The 15662-nt window shown below is 61.8% G+C and carries 12 protein-coding genes; 5 read left to right on the top strand and 7 right to left on the bottom strand.

All coding sequences use genetic code 11. The features are described from left to right. Nucleotides 1-19: 19 nt before the first annotated feature. On the bottom strand, nucleotides 20-1018 hold the full coding sequence (locus ACLI1C_RS02560) for a 4-hydroxythreonine-4-phosphate dehydrogenase PdxA (protein ID WP_411395289.1): 999 nt from the start codon (nucleotides 1016-1018) through the stop codon (nucleotides 20-22). Nucleotides 1019-1167: 149 nt separating this feature from the next. Between ACLI1C_RS02560 and ACLI1C_RS02555 the strand changes: the two genes are divergently transcribed. Genes ACLI1C_RS02555 through otnC form a run of 3 tightly spaced genes read left to right on the top strand, consistent with a single transcriptional unit; the run spans nucleotide 1168 to nucleotide 3833 of the window. Continuing rightward, nucleotides 1168-1905 carry a FadR/GntR family transcriptional regulator gene (locus ACLI1C_RS02555; protein WP_411395288.1) on the top strand — a complete coding sequence of 246 codons (738 nt, stop codon included), beginning with the start codon at nucleotides 1168-1170 and terminating at the stop codon, nucleotides 1903-1905. 33 nt (nucleotides 1906-1938) lie between these two features. Then, nucleotides 1939-3195 carry a 3-oxo-tetronate kinase gene (gene otnK, locus ACLI1C_RS02550; protein WP_411395287.1) on the top strand — a complete coding sequence of 419 codons (1257 nt, stop codon included), beginning with the start codon at nucleotides 1939-1941 and terminating at the stop codon, nucleotides 3193-3195. Continuing rightward, nucleotides 3192-3833 carry a 3-oxo-tetronate 4-phosphate decarboxylase gene (gene otnC, locus ACLI1C_RS02545; protein ID WP_411395286.1) on the top strand — a complete coding sequence of 214 codons (642 nt, stop codon included), beginning with the start codon at nucleotides 3192-3194 and terminating at the stop codon, nucleotides 3831-3833. Before otnK ends, otnC begins: the two co-directional genes overlap by 4 nt. A 7-nt stretch (nucleotides 3834-3840) precedes the next feature. Here the strand turns inward: otnC and denD are convergent, their stop codons facing one another. The 5 genes from denD to ACLI1C_RS02520 all read right to left on the bottom strand — a co-directional run bounded on the left by denD (nucleotide 3841) and on the right by ACLI1C_RS02520 (nucleotide 11955). Beyond that, nucleotides 3841-4824 (bottom strand): D-erythronate dehydrogenase, encoded by a 984-nt coding sequence (denD, locus tag ACLI1C_RS02540; protein ID WP_411395285.1) that lies wholly within the window; start codon nucleotides 4822-4824, stop codon nucleotides 3841-3843. Nucleotides 4825-5603: 779 nt separating this feature from the next. Beyond that, a complete protein-coding gene (locus ACLI1C_RS02535; RefSeq protein WP_411395284.1) occupies nucleotides 5604-6755 on the bottom strand; it encodes a hypothetical protein in 1152 nt (383 codons plus the stop codon). Nucleotides 6756-7072: 317 nt separating this feature from the next. Then, nucleotides 7073-9784 carry a beta strand repeat-containing protein gene (locus tag ACLI1C_RS02530; protein ID WP_411395283.1) on the bottom strand — a complete coding sequence of 904 codons (2712 nt, stop codon included), beginning with the start codon at nucleotides 9782-9784 and terminating at the stop codon, nucleotides 7073-7075. 180 nt (nucleotides 9785-9964) lie between these two features. Next, entirely contained in the window at nucleotides 9965-10846 is an 882-nt protein-coding gene (locus tag ACLI1C_RS02525; RefSeq protein ID WP_411395282.1) for an alpha/beta fold hydrolase, read from the bottom strand. Next, the gene (locus ACLI1C_RS02520; RefSeq protein ID WP_411395281.1) at nucleotides 10840-11955 is read right to left on the bottom strand and encodes a helix-turn-helix transcriptional regulator; all 1116 of its coding nucleotides are present in this window, start codon (nucleotides 11953-11955) and stop codon (nucleotides 10840-10842) included. The genes ACLI1C_RS02525 and ACLI1C_RS02520 overlap by 7 nt, the downstream gene beginning before the upstream one ends. Before the next feature lie 1114 nt (nucleotides 11956-13069). Between ACLI1C_RS02520 and ACLI1C_RS02515 the strand changes: the two genes are divergently transcribed. Both ACLI1C_RS02515 and ACLI1C_RS02510 read left to right on the top strand, forming a co-directional pair. After that, nucleotides 13070-13399 carry a GYD domain-containing protein gene (locus ACLI1C_RS02515; RefSeq protein WP_411395280.1) on the top strand — a complete coding sequence of 110 codons (330 nt, stop codon included), beginning with the start codon at nucleotides 13070-13072 and terminating at the stop codon, nucleotides 13397-13399. 38 nt (nucleotides 13400-13437) lie between these two features. Next, a complete protein-coding gene (locus ACLI1C_RS02510; protein ID WP_411398349.1) occupies nucleotides 13438-13701 on the top strand; it encodes a hypothetical protein in 264 nt (87 codons plus the stop codon). 382 nt (nucleotides 13702-14083) lie between these two features. Here ACLI1C_RS02510 and ACLI1C_RS02505 read toward each other — a convergent pair whose 3' ends face one another. Next, nucleotides 14084-15598, bottom strand: a complete 1515-nt coding sequence (locus tag ACLI1C_RS02505; protein WP_411395279.1) for a winged helix-turn-helix domain-containing tetratricopeptide repeat protein — start codon at nucleotides 15596-15598, stop codon at nucleotides 14084-14086. Nucleotides 15599-15662 lie beyond the last annotated feature (64 nt).

The raw sequence follows: 15662 nt of genomic DNA, 5'->3' as shown, positions 1-15662 counted from the left end.
GGGCGCCCAGCGGCGAAATCTACGCGGCGATACGGTTGCGACTGCGACTTTGGGCAACAATAATGTCGAAAGCCGCCTGGGTTGCGCCGAGATTGGCCTTGCCCTGACCATAGATGTCGAATGCCGTCCCATGAGCGGGCGTGGCGATGGGGATCGGCAGCCCACCGTGAACGGTGACGCCACGCGAAAAACCCATCAGTTTCATCGCGATCTGTCCCTGGTCGTGGTACATCGTGACGATTGCGTCAAAATCCTTGACCCGCAGGAATATCGTGTCCGCCGGGAAGGGGCCGCTGGCAGGAAGGCCTCGGCTCCTGGCTTCCTCCACAGCCGGACCGATCACGTCGATCTCCTCACGCCCGAAGCTGCCATTCTCGCCGTTGTGGGGATTGAGCCCGCATACGCCGATACGCGGCCGGGCCACGCCCGCGGTGACCAGCGTCTTGTGCGCCAGCTCGATGCCGGCGATGACGCGCTCCTTGGTAATCAGCCCGGAGACGTCCTTGAGCGCCACATGGCTCGTCACCCGGCTGGTCCACAGGTTATCGAGTGCGTTCAGCTCGCCATGCGGCCCGGTGACGCCAAGCATGGCTGCAAACCACTGGCTTTCATCTTCGTGGGGAAGGCCGGCCTGATGCATGGAATTCTTGTTAAGCGGTGTGAACAACACCCCGTCGGTCACGCCGGCCCGGGTCAGGTCCACCGCACGCTCTAGCGTTTCCAGGCAGTAGCGGCCGCAACTCTCGGTAGAGGTTGCCCGCTGGAATGGTCGTTTCGCCGAGCCCGTGAAATCTTCCAGGAGAATGCCGCCTCCCGACCCGAAGCTGACTTCACCCGATACGACTTGGTAGCTGAAGCGCTGCCCGGCAATGCGCATGCCCTCTTCTACCTCGTCGCGGTCCGCGATGAGCAGGATATCCGCCTTCTCGCGGTTTTCCGGCTTGGCGAGCAGTTTCGCGACCAGCTCAGGACCAATTCCCGCGGGATCTCCCAACACAACTGCCAGACGTGGCTTCATGGCTTGCTTCCTCCGTCATCCCTACCGAACGAGACCCACCAAACATCAGACACCGCAACTTGTCAACTGGTCCGGCCATAAGACCACTAGACCTCCTGCCTGGTATCGTTCATATTGATTTCCAGGAGCAAACTCGGCAGGTGAGCGAGATGGACGCACCACTCAATTTGCAGAATATCAAGAGCGGCCTCTCCAAGCTCACGATCCGTGAGCAGGTGAGTCACCGCCTCGCCGCCATGGTGCAAGCCGGCATTCTGCGCACGGGGGACGAACTCCCAAGCGAGCGTGAACTTGCGGCAACCCTCGAGGTCAGCCGCGAAACCGTACGCGGCGCCATACAAATGCTGGCGGCAATCGGCATGGTGGAAATCTCGCAGGGCAGCCGCACGCGAATTGCCCGAACAGAAGGGTTCTCGTCCTACAACAGCGTGACCCAGCCGGTCCTGTCCGGCCAATCGGCAGACCAGGTCTACCAGGCCCGGCTCATGATAGAGCTTCCGGTGATACGAACTGCGGTTGAGTGCATTGACGATGACGGGATTGCCCGGCTGCGTCGGCTCGTGGATGCACAACGCGAAATGCTGGAGGATACCATCCGCTTCCAGATTTCCGATGCCGAGTTCCACGACGCGATTTACCAGGCCAGCGGCAACGAACTGGTGGCGGGCTTCCTGCGTCAGCTGTTCAGCTTTGGCATGGAATATCGTCGGCATGTGCTGTTGCGCCAAGGGTCGGTGAGCCTGAGCCTTGCCGACCACATCGATATTCTCGATGGCTTTGAGCAGCGGGATCCCACGGCAGCTGCCGAAGCGATGCAGCACCATCTTGACCGCATTCACCGCACGACGCTGGAAGCCATCGCCGAGACCAGCGTCGATCGACGCTAGCGGCCTGTCTCACTAAACGGGAGCCAGCCTATCATGCTGCTTGGTGCAATTGCCGACGACTTGACCGGTGCAACAGATCTGGCGGTGACACTGACACGTGGCGGCATGAAAGTGCTCCAGGTAGTGGGTGTTCCGCCATCAGGGGCCCAGTTCGCCGACGCCGATGCAGTGGTCGTTTCGCTCAAGTCGCGCACTATCCCCGCCTCTGAAGCGGTCGCTATGTCGATCACCGCCGGCGAGGCACTGCTCGCTGCTGGAGCGAGACAGCTCTTTTTCAAATACTGCTCCACATTTGACTCGACGGACGCGGGCAATATCGGGCCGGTAACCGACGCCTTGCTCGCCCTGCTGGGGGAAAGCCGCACGCTCGCCTGCCCTGCCTTTCCGACCAACAAACGCACGGTTTACCAGGGCCATCTGTTCGTGGGCGATGTGCTGCTCAGCGACAGTCCGATGAAGGACCATCCGCTCACCCCGATGCGCGATGCCAACCTGGTCCGTGTTCTGGGCCGTCAGACGGCTCGAGCGGTCGTCCTGGTCGAACATGGGTGCGTTCGCGCAGGCACCGAAGCATTGCGCGCAAGGCTCGAAGCCGTCGAGGGTATCGCCATCGTCGATGCCATCAGCGACGCCGACCTGCGCACAATCGCTGCTGCCGCCAGCGGGTTGCGGCTGATTACGGGCGGATCGGGGGTCGCATTAGGCCTGCCGGACGTCTATGCGCAGGCCGGCCTGCTGCGGGCTTCGACCCCAGCCAATGCGATGGCCGCCCCGCAGGGTCGTGCTGCCATCCTCGCCGGCTCCTGTTCGGCGGCAACCCGACGACAGATTGATCTTGCCCGCTCGCGCGGGACTCCCGCCCTGCAGGTAGAGGCCGCGCAAATCGCCGAGAACCAGATCACCGTTTCGGAGGCAGCGGACTTCATTGAGCGCAACAGCGATGGTTTGGTCCCGCTCGTCTATTCCAGCGCCGACCCCGAACAGGTCCGCGCCGTCCAGAAAACCTACGGCACCACCATTGCAGGTGAAATGATAGAGCAGTTCATGGGGCAACTGGCGCAGATGCTCGCGCAACGGGGGTTCACGCGGTTCCTCATTGCCGGTGGGGAAACCTCAGGAGCGGTGATCCAGTCACTGGGCGTGACGGCGCTGCAGATTGGTCCCGAGATCGACCCGGGCGTGCCCTGGACGCTTTCATCGGGCGAAGCTCGAAATTTTGCGCTGGCTCTGAAGTCTGGCAATTTCGGCACCGACGACTTCTTCCTCAAGGCTTGGGATCTTTTGCAATGACCGCAATCGTGTCGGAGGCCAGCCGGGTTCGCGATGAGATCTGTGCCGTCGGTGCGTCCCTGTTCAACCGAGGGCTGACGGCAGGATCGACCGGCAATATCAGTGTGCGGCTCGGCGACGGCGGCATGATCATGACGCCCACAAATGCCAGCCTCGGTGACCTCGATCCGGGGCGCCTTTCAAGGCTCGCACCCGACGGAACCCATATCGACGGCGACAACCCGACCAAGGAAGCATTTCTGCATAGCTGCATGTATTGTGAACGCCCCTCTGCGGGGGCCGTGGTCCACCTGCATTCGACGCACGCAGTGGCTGTGAGCATTCTTGCCGATGTCGATCGCCACGACGTGCTGCCACCGCTGACAGCCTATTACGTGATGCGAGTGGGGACCTTGCCGCTGGTGCCCTATTTTGCGCCGGGTGATGAAGAGCTGGCGCTGGCGGTCAAAAGCCTGTCGGGCAGGCACCATGCGGTCCTTCTCGCCAATCATGGCCCGGTCGTTGCCGGCACAACGCTGCGCGAGGCCCAATATGCCACAGAGGAACTCGAGGAAACGGCCAAGCTGCATCTGCTGCTGCGCGGACAGGCTTTGCGACCCCTGACGCCGGCGCAGGTCGAAAAGCTGCGCCGGCGCTAATGCTCTCTCAAGAGCGGGCCCCTTCGAGTTCATCTTCGACATAAATCTGTACGATCTCGTCAAAAGAGGTGTCGCCGCTAAAGCCTAGCGCAAGTGCCCGCTCAGGGTCAAAGGCCCGCGGCCATCCAGCGACAATCTGTTCGATTACCGGATCGCGCTCTCTACGGATCAGCGCCACCGCTTCGTCCCCAGCGGCGCGCTGCAAGGCAGCAATTTCCTCGGCAACCGTGGCGGTGATCCCCGGCATGTTCAGCGAACGCCGAATGCCGAGGGGCGCGGTGTCCATCACGGCCGCATGCAGCAGGAAGCCGACGGCCGCTCGTGGGCTGGCGAACCAGTGCCGCACCGTGTCGGGTACTGGCAGCACCGCTTCCTGGCCCAGTAACGGCTCTCGCAGAATGCCGGAAAAGAAGCCGGACGCAGCCTTGTTGGGCTTGCCCGGTCGGATGACGATGGTCGGCAGGCGAACGCCAATGCCATCGAAGAACCCGCGTCGCGAATAGTCCGCCAGCAGCAGCTCGCCGATCGCTTTTTGGGCACCGTAACTGGTGAGCGGGGTCAGCACGTGGTCGTCATCGATCACATCGGGAAACGGCGTACCGAAGACGGCAATGGAGGAGGTAAACACGACACGCGGGTAATATGGGCGGCGAGCGCCTTCGAGCCTAATGGCTTCGAAAAGCGAGCGCGTTGCGTCCATGTTGATGCGGTACCCCTTCTCGAAATCGGCCTCGGCCTCACCAGAAACGATTGCGGCAAGGTGAAAGATGAGGTCGGGCCTACTACCGACCAGGACCTCGGCAGTGCCGGGTGTCGAGAGATCTGCGGCATGCAATTTCACTTCCCCTGCGAAATCCGGGCGATCCGGCGCCACGACATCAACCAGGGTCAGCTTGCTGACGGGACGCTCGCCCAACTTTGCTTGCCGGACCAGTTGTGTGGTGAGTTTGCGACCCATCATGCCGGCCGCACCAAGGACAAGGATGTGCATTTCGATTCCTAACTGGACTGCTGGTACAACCAGTTATCCTGTTGGCGAAGGTTTGTCCACTGGGCATGGTATGAGGCCAGCCAACCAGAGCGCCAAGAGCGCTGCCGAAAACCCCTAGGCTGTTTTAAGCGGGCGGCCCTCCCGACAATGCCGTGCTGTGGCGCTTCGAAATGGGCAGGGTTGTCATCCCCTGCAAATCGCCGTCCAGAGCACCTTCACCGGCGACCCCGCTTCGCTTCCCTGCCCCGGCTGGCAGGTGTTCCTTCGCGATAACCAAACCGGGCCAAGACGACGATACGTCCTGTCGGCGGACCGTTACTGACCCCGGTTGTCGATGGCGCAACCAGTGGCTGCATGCCTTGCAATGCGCTTTGTTCACATACGGCAACGAGGACACGACGATACCGGCATCCGCCAGCGAAGCATGTTTCGACCAGAGGGTGCTCCACCTGGGAAGGCAGGGCGCCGCTAGCTGCTGCCTGGTCACAACGCGATAAGCTCTCTGACGCCCGCCAGTTCAGGTCGTTGTTGCCCGAATTGAACAAGGCGGATTGCAAAGATATGCATGCCGTTGGACGCAGGATAGGTGCAGTCCAATCGGCAGGGCCTCGGCTCAGACAATGCCGCCGCCAGCGATCCTGCTCTAAGAGGTCCCTGATCTCGATGGACCATGGATTGGCGTGTAATTGCCGCCGCTTCGCCCCCGCTCTTTGAGCGGGCGTTCGCGACGACCTACCCAAGGAATTACTGCCGGCGGGGGGACCTGATGGTCTTCGCAGCTATGGCATTCGGTCGAATTGCAGACCGGCCAGCACACAACCCTCGGCTTCACCGACCAGCAAAGCGGTGCCCATCTGAGATATTGGGCAGGTCATTGGAAAGCTGGCGTTGCCGACCGAGCCAATTGCATCCGACATGACGAGTTCTGTGTCACTCAAGGTATAGCTGCCTTCCACACTCCGGCCGTCGGCATTACTCATGACAAAGCGGTCGTCCTCGCCCAGTGTCAGTGACAGGCCGGTCGGCGTGTCGCCGTCCTTAGCCACAAATCTGCCCGTCCAGACCGCAGCGTCGGCTGCCGATGTCGCTTGGCTGATGCTGGCTTCCAGCGCCAAAAGCTCTTCACCGCGGGCGGTTACATTGGCTGCCAGTTCTTCGACCTGGGGCTGCAACTCGTCACGCTGCGCCTGGTAGCCCTCGACCTCCATGGTCAGTTGGTCACGGCGGGCATTGAGATCAGCCACCTGCTTCTGCAGCGCCAGAAGGTCGGCCCCCGCTGTTTCGCTCTGCGCGGTAGCTTCTGCCGTTTGGTTCTGCACCGCGGCGAGCGCCTCGCGTGCCGCTTGCAGCTGCGTCTGCATATCGGCCAGGGCGGCGGTGGCGGTTTTCGCTTCTTCCGTCAGCTGACCCGCGCGGGCAGTAGCCTCTGCCTCTTGGTTGCGCAGCTGTTCGAGACGCGCGCCAATGTCGGTGAATTGCTGATTGGCGGTTTCGATCTGGACGGTGAGCTCTTCCTGCCGTGTTGCAAGGGTATCCGTTTCGGCACGAGCGTCGGCCAGCTGCTGCTCGACGGCAGCAGCGTCGGCGCGCAGAGTTTCAAGCTCTTCCGTAGCGGTCGCGATTTCGGCTTCCCGCTGGGCCAGTTCGGTATTGAGGTTGTCCCGCGACGCCGTAACGGCCGCGAGATCTTGTTGTGCGGTAGCCAGTTGCGCCTCGGTGTCGGCCAGCGCGCCATCGGCGGTTTCGCGCTCCGTCAGCCGCGCCGCGACATCGTCTCGCTCCGCGGTCAACGCCGCGATGACCTGTTGCTGCTGACCGCCCTGGTTCGCGGCATTGATCCACATGGCAAAGAAGGCGATCCATCCAGCCAAGGCAATAATGAGGATGCTCAAAACAAGCGGTTCGCGCAGGCGCTTCGACAGGTCTGTCATGGCAGGTGTCCTCAGTTAGATGCAGTCGGACAACGCACCTATATGGCCCTTGTTCCAGGGTGAAAAAGCTGGCGGGCAGCGAGAGAACCCCAGCCAACTCGATCGCGCGCGAAAATGGGTCGCGAACGCTAGAAGGCACAGTGGTTAGACCCTCTGACCGCGTCCACCTGTTGGGACTGAACATCGTGATAAAATTCCCCCAAGCGCATTCATCAGTGGATAGCCCTGACGGTTCTCGTGAGCGACACGGGGGCCGGCCCTGGACAAAAAAGGCCCTGCGCAATGGCAGGGCCAACCACGACCTGCATGGGGAGGTGTTAGAAACTGTTGCTCAGGCCTGCCTGCAGCGAGGCGGAGGCATGCCCGTCGAAGCGGACCTGCCCATCCGCCGCGGCAGACAGTTTGAGCCCGTTGCCGAGATCGGCAGAAAGGCCGGCCCCGGCATAAACGCCCAACTCGGTGCTGGCTGGGGCGACGGCGCTCTGGGTTTGTCCGAACAGCGTGACCGGGGTGCTCGATCCCCCCAGATTGGACTGCGCGAAGACACCAGCATTGGCTGAAACCGTCATTCCGGCACCGGCGTCATAGTCACCGGCCAGTCCCAAACGGGCATCGAGCAAAGAGATGGTCTGCGCGCCGATCACGAGATCTAGGGAGGACCCCGTTTCGGTATAACCGCCGACACTGCCGCCAACATAGCTGAGCCGGCCGGTCACCCGGAGCTCACCCTGTTCAGTCGCCAGGACGGGCACTGCCAGTCCCAGGGATGGGGAGATGAACCAGCTTCCGAACTGGCCGGTGGCGGTTTGCATGCCGCCTGGCGTCACCACCTCTCGCTCGCTCGTATTGCCGGCCGCGCCCCCCAAGAGGCTATAGTCGACACTGACCACCCCCAGTTCCAGATCGCCATAGACGCCGGCAATACCCGTTGAAGCCGTGATGCGTTGCCCGCCATTGTTGATATCGACACGGCCAGTGGTCGCGCCGCCCAGAAGGCCAAGATTGCCGCTGCCGACCCGCGCGTGTCCGCCAGCGACAATCCCGCCAAAGAGGTTGTTCACGGCAACCGGTCCGCCGCCCGTGCTTCCCCCAGCCAGCAGGGAGGCCCAGAGCGTGTTCGACGACACGGTGTCCAGCTCACCTATCGCTGCGCTGGCGGCGGTGTTTTCAGCGATCGGCGCATATCCCAGCAGCAAGCTTTCCTCACCAGTCCGCGAAACCGGCGTGGCAAGCTTGCTGGCGATGAGATTGCGAATTTGCGTCGTGGTGTCGAGCGCCACCAGCGGAGCGGAGGCTGTAACACCGAACGGTTCGACGACACCGAACTCATTGGCGCCGAGGTCGAAGACCAGATTGCCACCCGCAACAAGGGTTTCGACATCGAACGCGCGCAGCAGGGCATTGCCCCGGAACTCGGACAGGTCCAGCGTATCATCGCCGGCGCCAAAGAATACGCTGCCGAAAAGCCGGGAACCGGTTCGCAGCAAGAGCGCGTCGTTGCCGCCATCGGCGCCGGCGTCAAAGACAATCGCGGCGCCACCCATGCCATCGATGGTTCCGGCATTGATGAAGGTGTTCGGCCCGGGGGCGTTGAGAATATAGACAACACCTGCAGCGCCGCGAATGGTCCCCGTATTGGTGAAGGTTCCGCCCGCCTCGTCAATCCGCACGCCGATCTGGCCGCTGTCGGCCGTCGAAACAATGGTGCCCGCATTGCTGGCCGCTCCAAAGGTGCTGCGGAAGGTCACCCCGTTCTCGAAAGACTGGATGGTGCCGGTATTGTTGAAGGCGGTGACATGGTCAAAGAACTCGACACCCCGGCCCTGAGCGGCGGTGACAACACCGCTATTGGTGAAGCTGCCGACGGCGCCTTGCAGTCGGACGCTGGTGAAATTGGCGCTGGCTATGGTGCCGGAATTGGTGAACGTTCCGATCGCCGAGACGGACTCGACACCATTGTTGGCGCCGCTGATCGTGCCGGCATTGGCAAAGCTGCCGACCGTGAAGGCGCCGTTGCCGTCCTCGTAAAAGCCCACGCCGGTCCCTGTTCCGCCGCTAAGGTCGGCCAGGATCGTTCCGTCGTTGATAAAACTGCCCACGGCGCCGCCATTGATCAGATCCGTGCTGACCGCCACCCCATTGCCTGCATTGCCGGCACTGTCGAGGTTGCGAATGACGCCGGTCGCCGTGTTGTGGAACTGCTGAACGCCCCCGCCAAAGAACACCGCGTCCCACGAGCCCCCTTCGATGAGGCCGCTGTTGGTGAAGGCTCCGACCATGGGATCGATGTTGAAGGCCGACTCGGTCAGCGCCTGCACGGTGCCGCCATTAACGATCGAGCCAACGGCAAAGGTGTCACCATAGATGCCCACAGCGGTGCCGTCGCCAGTGACCCGAATCGTGCCGGTATTGACGAAGGTCCCGACTGGCCCGTTGCCGGTATTGAACTCAACGCCGTTGCCATTGCCCGTGTTGAGGATGGACCCGGTATTTTCGAATTCGAGAACGCCGGCGTCGAAATAGGTGGTGGTCCAGTTGGACGGCGACGTCAGCGAGCCTGAATTGACAAAGCGGCCGACCGGTCCGTTCAGCACGACAGCAGGGTCGTTATGGCCGGTTATGGCTCCCCGGTTGTCGAACGTGCCGACGCTGCCGTTGACGCCGACGCCGGCGCCATCCGAGGTGATCATGGTGCCGGTGTTGAGAAATGTTCCCAGGTCTCCCGCGACGCCAAGTGCCGCATCGGTATCGGTGGTGACAGACCCGGCATTTTCGAACCGACCCAGATCACCGTTGATGCCGACGGCCCAGCCGCCGGTTGCGGTGATGGTGCCGGTGGCCTCGTTGAGGATAAAAGCTACGCCGCCGCCGGGACCGGGATAGCTGACGCCGTCGCCGGCGTGACTGATCGCTCCGCGATTGGTGAGCGAGCCGCCATTGGCGAGAACGACGCCATCGGTGTCGGTTTGACCGGCCTCGAGGACGACATCCTGGGCGAGGCCCATGCTCGGGTAGGAAACTGCACTCAACAGTGCGAGCGCGGAGGCAAAGCCAGTTGCTGCGCGATTGTTTCGACGGAATTGGAAAGTCAAAGCCAGGTCCCCTTTACCCAAATAAGTGGAGAGAAGGCTAGCGGGGGCCGGAGAGGCGAAAATCACCCGAACGGGTTGAATGCCGTGGTGTCGGGTATTTGTGACATTATTGCCAACCTATCCGAGCCTGGCGAGGAACAACTCGATGCGTTCAAGGCACAGCCGGGTTTCTTCAATGTGCGGCAAGTGGCTGGAACCCTCGAAAACAGTCGCCTCGCAGTCCGGCAGGCCCGCAGCCAGCGCCGCAAGGCATTGCGGACCCGTCTCATCCCACCCGCCGCCATAGGCCAAAGTCGGCACACCGATCCTGTCCAGTCGGTCGGTCACCGACCAGTGCCCCAGGGGACCGTCCCAGTCGAACAGGTCACGACCCAGGAGCTTGTGCTGGATCTGGGGATGCGCGGTCAAAGCGTTCAAGGTGTGGAGCAGATGCGGCGGCGGCGGCACGCGGCAGACATAGCGGGCGAAGAACGCCGCGAATGCGTCAGAATAGGAAGGCGCGGGACCGGGTCCTGCCATCAAGGCCGTCCGGTCCTTGGCCCCAAGCTCGTCGCGCCGCCCCTGCAAGCCTTGTTGCATCGCAAGACCCGAGGCAAAAGCATTGGCGAGGATGAGACCCTTGAGCCCCTTGGGCTGCCGCAAGGCGTGCTCGAGGGCGATGCACCCACCCGAAGAATGGGCAAAAAGCAGATAGCCAGCCTCAGCCGTCCATTCGGCAAGCAGCGATTCGAGTTCCGTCACCATAGAACTGAGCGACACCTTGGCTGCCGCAGCGGTTCCGACAGGACTTGAGCGACCGTTGCCGATCTGGTCGTAAAAGATGATTTCCCTGTCGGCGCCAAGGTCAACGAGATCGAGAAGATAGTCGTGGGTCATACCCGGTCCACCATGCACCACAATGATGGGAGGGCGCCCGGACTTGACGCCATAGCTGCCGTACCAGGTGGCCCCGCTGGGCGAAGTCACGAAACCCTCTTTGGCCGGCACGGCGTTCACCATCGGCCCACGGCCCGTACCGCGCGATCGAGCAGGCGCAACAGGTCGGCTTGCCGGTGGGTGCCGGTGCGGACGAATATAGTCTTGAGTTGGGTACGTGCCGTCTCCAGCGACAGGCCAAGGTGCTGACTGGACTCGGCGAGGGTCCAGCCAGCCGAAAGCTGCTCGGCGAGTCTGGCTTCCGCCGCGGTAAAGCCGAATATCTGCCTGAGCTGGACGGTACCAATCCGCGCCGGCTCCGCCAGATCGGTCAGCAGCAGAATGGTCTGCAGCTTGAGCCCGCTCGTCCCCAATGCACTTGGTGTCGCGATGGCATCGACAACCAGCGGCAAACCGCTCGACCGCTTGATGGTAATGGCGGGGGGCAACTCCGCCATGGACCGCGCCTCGAGCGCCGCCCAAACAAGCGCCTGCAGCTGCCTATCAGATGCCGCGTCGGTGGCGCGCAGCCGGCGCCGGGCCACAAACAGATCGGTGCCGAGCAAGGCCTCCGCCTTGGCGTTCAGCGCAAGGCAGCGGCCGGACCAGTCGACACTGACTGCGGCGCGCTGGCCCATTTCTAACATGTCCACCGCGTCGCGGGCACCGGCCGTCGTCATGGCGGCGCCAATGCCCACAACACGCGCCAGATGCGGGGTAAGGTCCAACAAGCCCCTGGCCTCGGCGCCAAAAGGTCCCTTGGCCTCGCTGCGCAGCAAGGGCATGGCCCAGTCCTGCTCGCCAACACGAAACGAAACGGCCGCCCACCAAGTCAGATCGTGTTTGCTGTAGAGGTCGTGATAAACGGGCAAGGCCTCTCGTTCCTTGTCCGTAACGAGGTCGTGCTCCACCAGGAACCGGTTGCCGCCCCGCAGGCGCGTCCAGCCGCGAAGCGCGCGGTGGTCCCGCCGCCACCAGCCGCCGGTGAGAAAATCTTCCAGGAAGTGCTGGTACCTCGGAGAGGCGGGAAAGCGTAAACGAAGCTCGGCCGCGCCCTCGGCGTAAAAGCAGGCCGCATCCGCGCCCGCTGCGACGGCGAGTGCCTGCATGGCGGTGGCCCAATCCGCCTGGTCGGTCAGACTGCCGTAGCAAGCATTGAGCGCGTCCTGCACGTCCGGGGAAAGGACCGTCATGGACTATCCTTCTTCACACTATTGTGGGAAGCTTACGCGGGCGAGGTCCTGAACAGGACCTCACTATTCATTTACTTTGATTCTTATTGTCGTGATTGTCAACAGAGCGATTTGTAAAGCGCGAGGGAGCTCCTCGACTTTCGTGAAGCGTTCCCGATTTCCCGGGGTACAGCGACAGCTCTGTGGGACATGCCCCAGGGTCAATATCCCCGCCATCACTCGCTGCCGGCCGGCTGCCATCCTGGCGGTCAGCAACGTATCCAATTCGACGCTGCGGTCAGGTCCTTCACCGGTGACCCCTGCTTTGCTCCCTTGCCCCGGCTGGCCGATGTCCTTTCGCGATCCCCTGGCCGGGCCAAGACGACGATACGTCCTGTCGGCGGGCTGTTGCTGACCCCGGTTGTCGATGGCGCAACCAATGGCATCATGGCTTGCAATCCGCTTTGTTCACATAGGGCAACGAGACACGAAGATTCGGGGTCATCCGCCAGCAAGGCACGTTTAGACCAGACGGGTGGTCCACCTGGGAAGGCAGGGGGCGCCGCGCCATGCTGGTTCCCGAGCCGTGCGGGGTGGGCGGCCATCATCTCACGCCCAACATCTGCTAGAAGGTAGCCATCCTTCGCGAGACCCCAGCGACTAGGCAAGCTCTAGTCAAGGGCGTAGGGTCAGTGCCAATGGCCTCGAAGGAGAGGACAATGGCGCAGATCAGCTCGAGGATATCGCAGCGCGCTTTGGCCGCGCACCAAGTCCAATGCAGCAGTTGCCGACTTCTCAATTCGCGGTACGGCAAGCAGCACGGGGACGGCGGCATTGCGGACTTCACCTTTAGCAAGCCCACGAAATGCCCCTGCGCGGCCTGGTCACTGCTTTGACACGCGCGGCGGAACCCAAAGACAAGAATTGGTATGCCTACAAGTCGAGCGAACCGGAGCCGCAAGCTTTTCCTTGCGGAGCGGCATGCCTCGAACTTGGCTTCCCTTCGAACCTGAAGATTCGCACTGACGGCAATAGCGTAGCAATGACGCACAATTTCGCCCTTTTGAATGGCTGCAGTCGACAAGAATTTCGCGCATACCCCCCTTGAAGCGAGAGGAAGTGAAGGAGGAACAAAGTGACACTCTATTTGACCCGGTTCAGCTACACGCCGGAAACCTGGGCTCGGCTCATTGAGAACCCTGAGGATCGCCGCGACGCTGCGCGCAAGTACATCGAGTCCGTCGGTGGGAAGCTGCACGGCTTCTGGTATGCCTTCGGCGATCACGACGGTTTCAATCTATGGGAAGCGCCAGACAACATCTCGATGGCCGCTGTCGCCATAGCGATTGGAGGCGGGGGCGCTCTCTCGAAATGTGAAACAACTCCCCTGCTCACTGTTGAAGACACGCTGGAGGCCCTCGGCCGGGCAAAGGCAGTTGGCTATCGCCGACCGGGTTTGAGCTAGGTCGACCACCGGCGGCGTAGGTCGAACAAGCCATCCATTTGCGGTTTTACCCGCTCGCTGGTGATCGGCCACCCAAGGCCGGCGATGTCGAGGTCCGGTCAGCCCTGTTCCTGGCGACCAACACCATCATGAATGGCCGAGGCCAGCCTTCATCGCTGCGCAGCTTTGGTGCCGGGCTGGCGCGCCGGACGGGTCGCAAACGCGCCATGGTCGCCGTGGCCCGCAAACTTGCCGTTGTGCTCCATGCCATGTGGACCGATGGCACCCTGTTCTGCAACGTCGAGAAGGAGGCGCTCGCCTGACAATGTGATCCCTAACAGGAAACCAGCTCTTCGTTGCAGTTCGTCCGGTGCGGACGAGGGAGCCGGGGCAAAGCCGCAACTGTCCGCTGCGCATCATAGCGCGCCCAAAAGCAAGGCACCCCGACCCGATCCGACAAATGCTTGTGGGAGCTCAGCACATGCCGCTACCGACCACGAAAGAAGCTTGACCCACATGGGACGAAACGCGGTGAAAGAGAAGTTGGAGCTTGACCTCAATGCCCGATTAAAGAAGCGGACAGACCGTTTCCCAGCCTCTGCGTCGTGAATGGGAGGTCAACATGTCCCAAACTGGCGATGCCCGAACACCGATCGTACCTTCACGTGCAAATAGCCACAAGAACTCGAAGGACACTAATCAGGTCTATTGTTCTGGGAGCCCGGACCTCCTCAGGCTTGGAATCACTGCCCTTCCATAGGCGTCGTCACAACGATCTATGCCTTGCTCGAGCACTTCCAGGGTCAAGGTTGGGTTTAGTTCGCGCAGGTGGCGTACCATCGCCTGCGCCTGGTCGACCTCGCCGAGCTTCTCGTAGCAGGTGGCGAGGGTGATGTAGGTGAACGACCAGTCGCTGAAGGTGGCAAGGGACTTGCGGCACAACTCGATTGCGTTCTCGTAGTTGCCCCGCATCATCTCGGCTGCTCCCATGCCATGCAGGCTGATGTAGGCGTCCGGTGCGTCAGGCCCGAGTTCATATGCGCGGGCGCGGCATCTATATGCTTCGTCCGCATCCCCACTAAGCTGGTGGGTGATCCCGGACAGATTGAGCACGACCACGTTATTGGGATTCCTTTCAACCGCCCGTCGAACCGCTTGGATCATCGTTGCATCCCGACCGACCCTGTAGAGCACGAAGCCGCAAATGGCACTCACCAGGGGATCGTCGGGATCGATCTCCAGCGCCGCCTGGGCAAGAGCGATGCAATTGTCATGATCGCTATTGCCGAGGGACGACAGGCGGCTCGAAATTCTCTTCTCGTAGATCCAGGCGCTATACGCAGGAGCCAGGGCAAAGCTGGGATCCAGCGTCGCCGCTCGGTCTAATAGCGTCAATGCCTCAACGTAACCGTCGGGCCGCGGTGCATAGATCAGTGGCAATGCCTTGAGATAGAGATCATAGGCATCCAAACTTGCAGCAGGCTTACGTCTGACCCGTTCGATCTCCGCCCTACGGATCGTCGGCTCAATCACGCCGACGACACTCTCTGCAATCCTGTCCTGAAACGCAAAGATGTCCGTGGCCACGCCCTCATATTTGTGAGCCCATAGAGAGGCCCCACTCTGGGTGGTAAGCAATTGAGCGGTGACCCGAAGGTGGGCACCCATACGTCGTACGCTACCTTCAAGCGCATATCGGATCCCTTGCTCGGACGCGGCGGCACGCGCATCCGCCGCTTTGCTGAGGGCGAAGCTGGCGCTGCGCGAAAGAACGGCGAATGATTTAAAGCGCGACAGCGCTGTGATGACGTCCTCGGTCACGCCGTCGGCGAAATAGCCATCCGCAGTTGCTTCGCCCTGATTGGCGAACGGAAGAATGGCAATGAGTGGCGGCCCCCGCTGCGCTATCAGAGGGTCGGATTGAGTGATGAGCCTGTAGCCGACCCGTGGCACGGTTACGATTGTGCTCCCGACGCCATCCCCCAACATGCGACGGAGTGCAGAAATCTGCACGCTAAGGTTGCTTTCTTCAACAATGGTACCCGGCCATGCCCGCTCCAGCAGGGCATCCTTGCCCACTGGCTCACCACCTGCATCCAACAATGTCTCAAGCAGAATGTAGCCTCGATGGCTTACTGGCACCGGCTCGCCCTTGCGGGTCAATATTCGGCGCTCGCGGTCGAGCACGAATGGTCCGAAACTCGAACTCTTGTTACCCATAACGGTCACCATAAAGGCTTTCGGAACTTTTCGACTTCCGCAAAGGATGCGAACCGAAGACAGT

Source organism: Devosia sp. XGJD_8 (assembly GCF_046614475.1).
Classification (GTDB): Bacteria; Pseudomonadota; Alphaproteobacteria; order Rhizobiales; family Devosiaceae; genus Devosia.
The sequence above is the reverse complement of the archived record's forward strand: the minus strand, read 5'-3'. Positions and strand labels throughout refer to the sequence as shown.

Coding starts and splice junctions, on each gene's coding strand:
- ACLI1C_RS02525 (WP_411395282.1), bottom strand. CDS start 10,846: ATGGTGAACGCCGTGCCGGCCAAAGAGGGTTTCGTGACTTCGCCCAGC.
- otnC (WP_411395286.1), top strand. CDS start 3,192: ATGACCGCAATCGTGTCGGAGGCCAGCCGGGTTCGCGATGAGATCTGT.
- denD (WP_411395285.1), bottom strand. CDS start 4,824: ATGCACATCCTTGTCCTTGGTGCGGCCGGCATGATGGGTCGCAAACTC.
- ACLI1C_RS02560 (WP_411395289.1), bottom strand. CDS start 1,018: ATGAAGCCACGTCTGGCAGTTGTGTTGGGAGATCCCGCGGGAATTGGT.
- ACLI1C_RS02505 (WP_411395279.1), bottom strand. CDS start 15,598: ATGGGTAACAAGAGTTCGAGTTTCGGACCATTCGTGCTCGACCGCGAG.
- otnK (WP_411395287.1), top strand. CDS start 1,939: ATGCTGCTTGGTGCAATTGCCGACGACTTGACCGGTGCAACAGATCTG.
- ACLI1C_RS02535 (WP_411395284.1), bottom strand. CDS start 6,755: ATGACAGACCTGTCGAAGCGCCTGCGCGAACCGCTTGTTTTGAGCATC.
- ACLI1C_RS02520 (WP_411395281.1), bottom strand. CDS start 11,955: ATGACGGTCCTTTCCCCGGACGTGCAGGACGCGCTCAATGCTTGCTAC.
- ACLI1C_RS02555 (WP_411395288.1), top strand. CDS start 1,168: ATGGACGCACCACTCAATTTGCAGAATATCAAGAGCGGCCTCTCCAAG.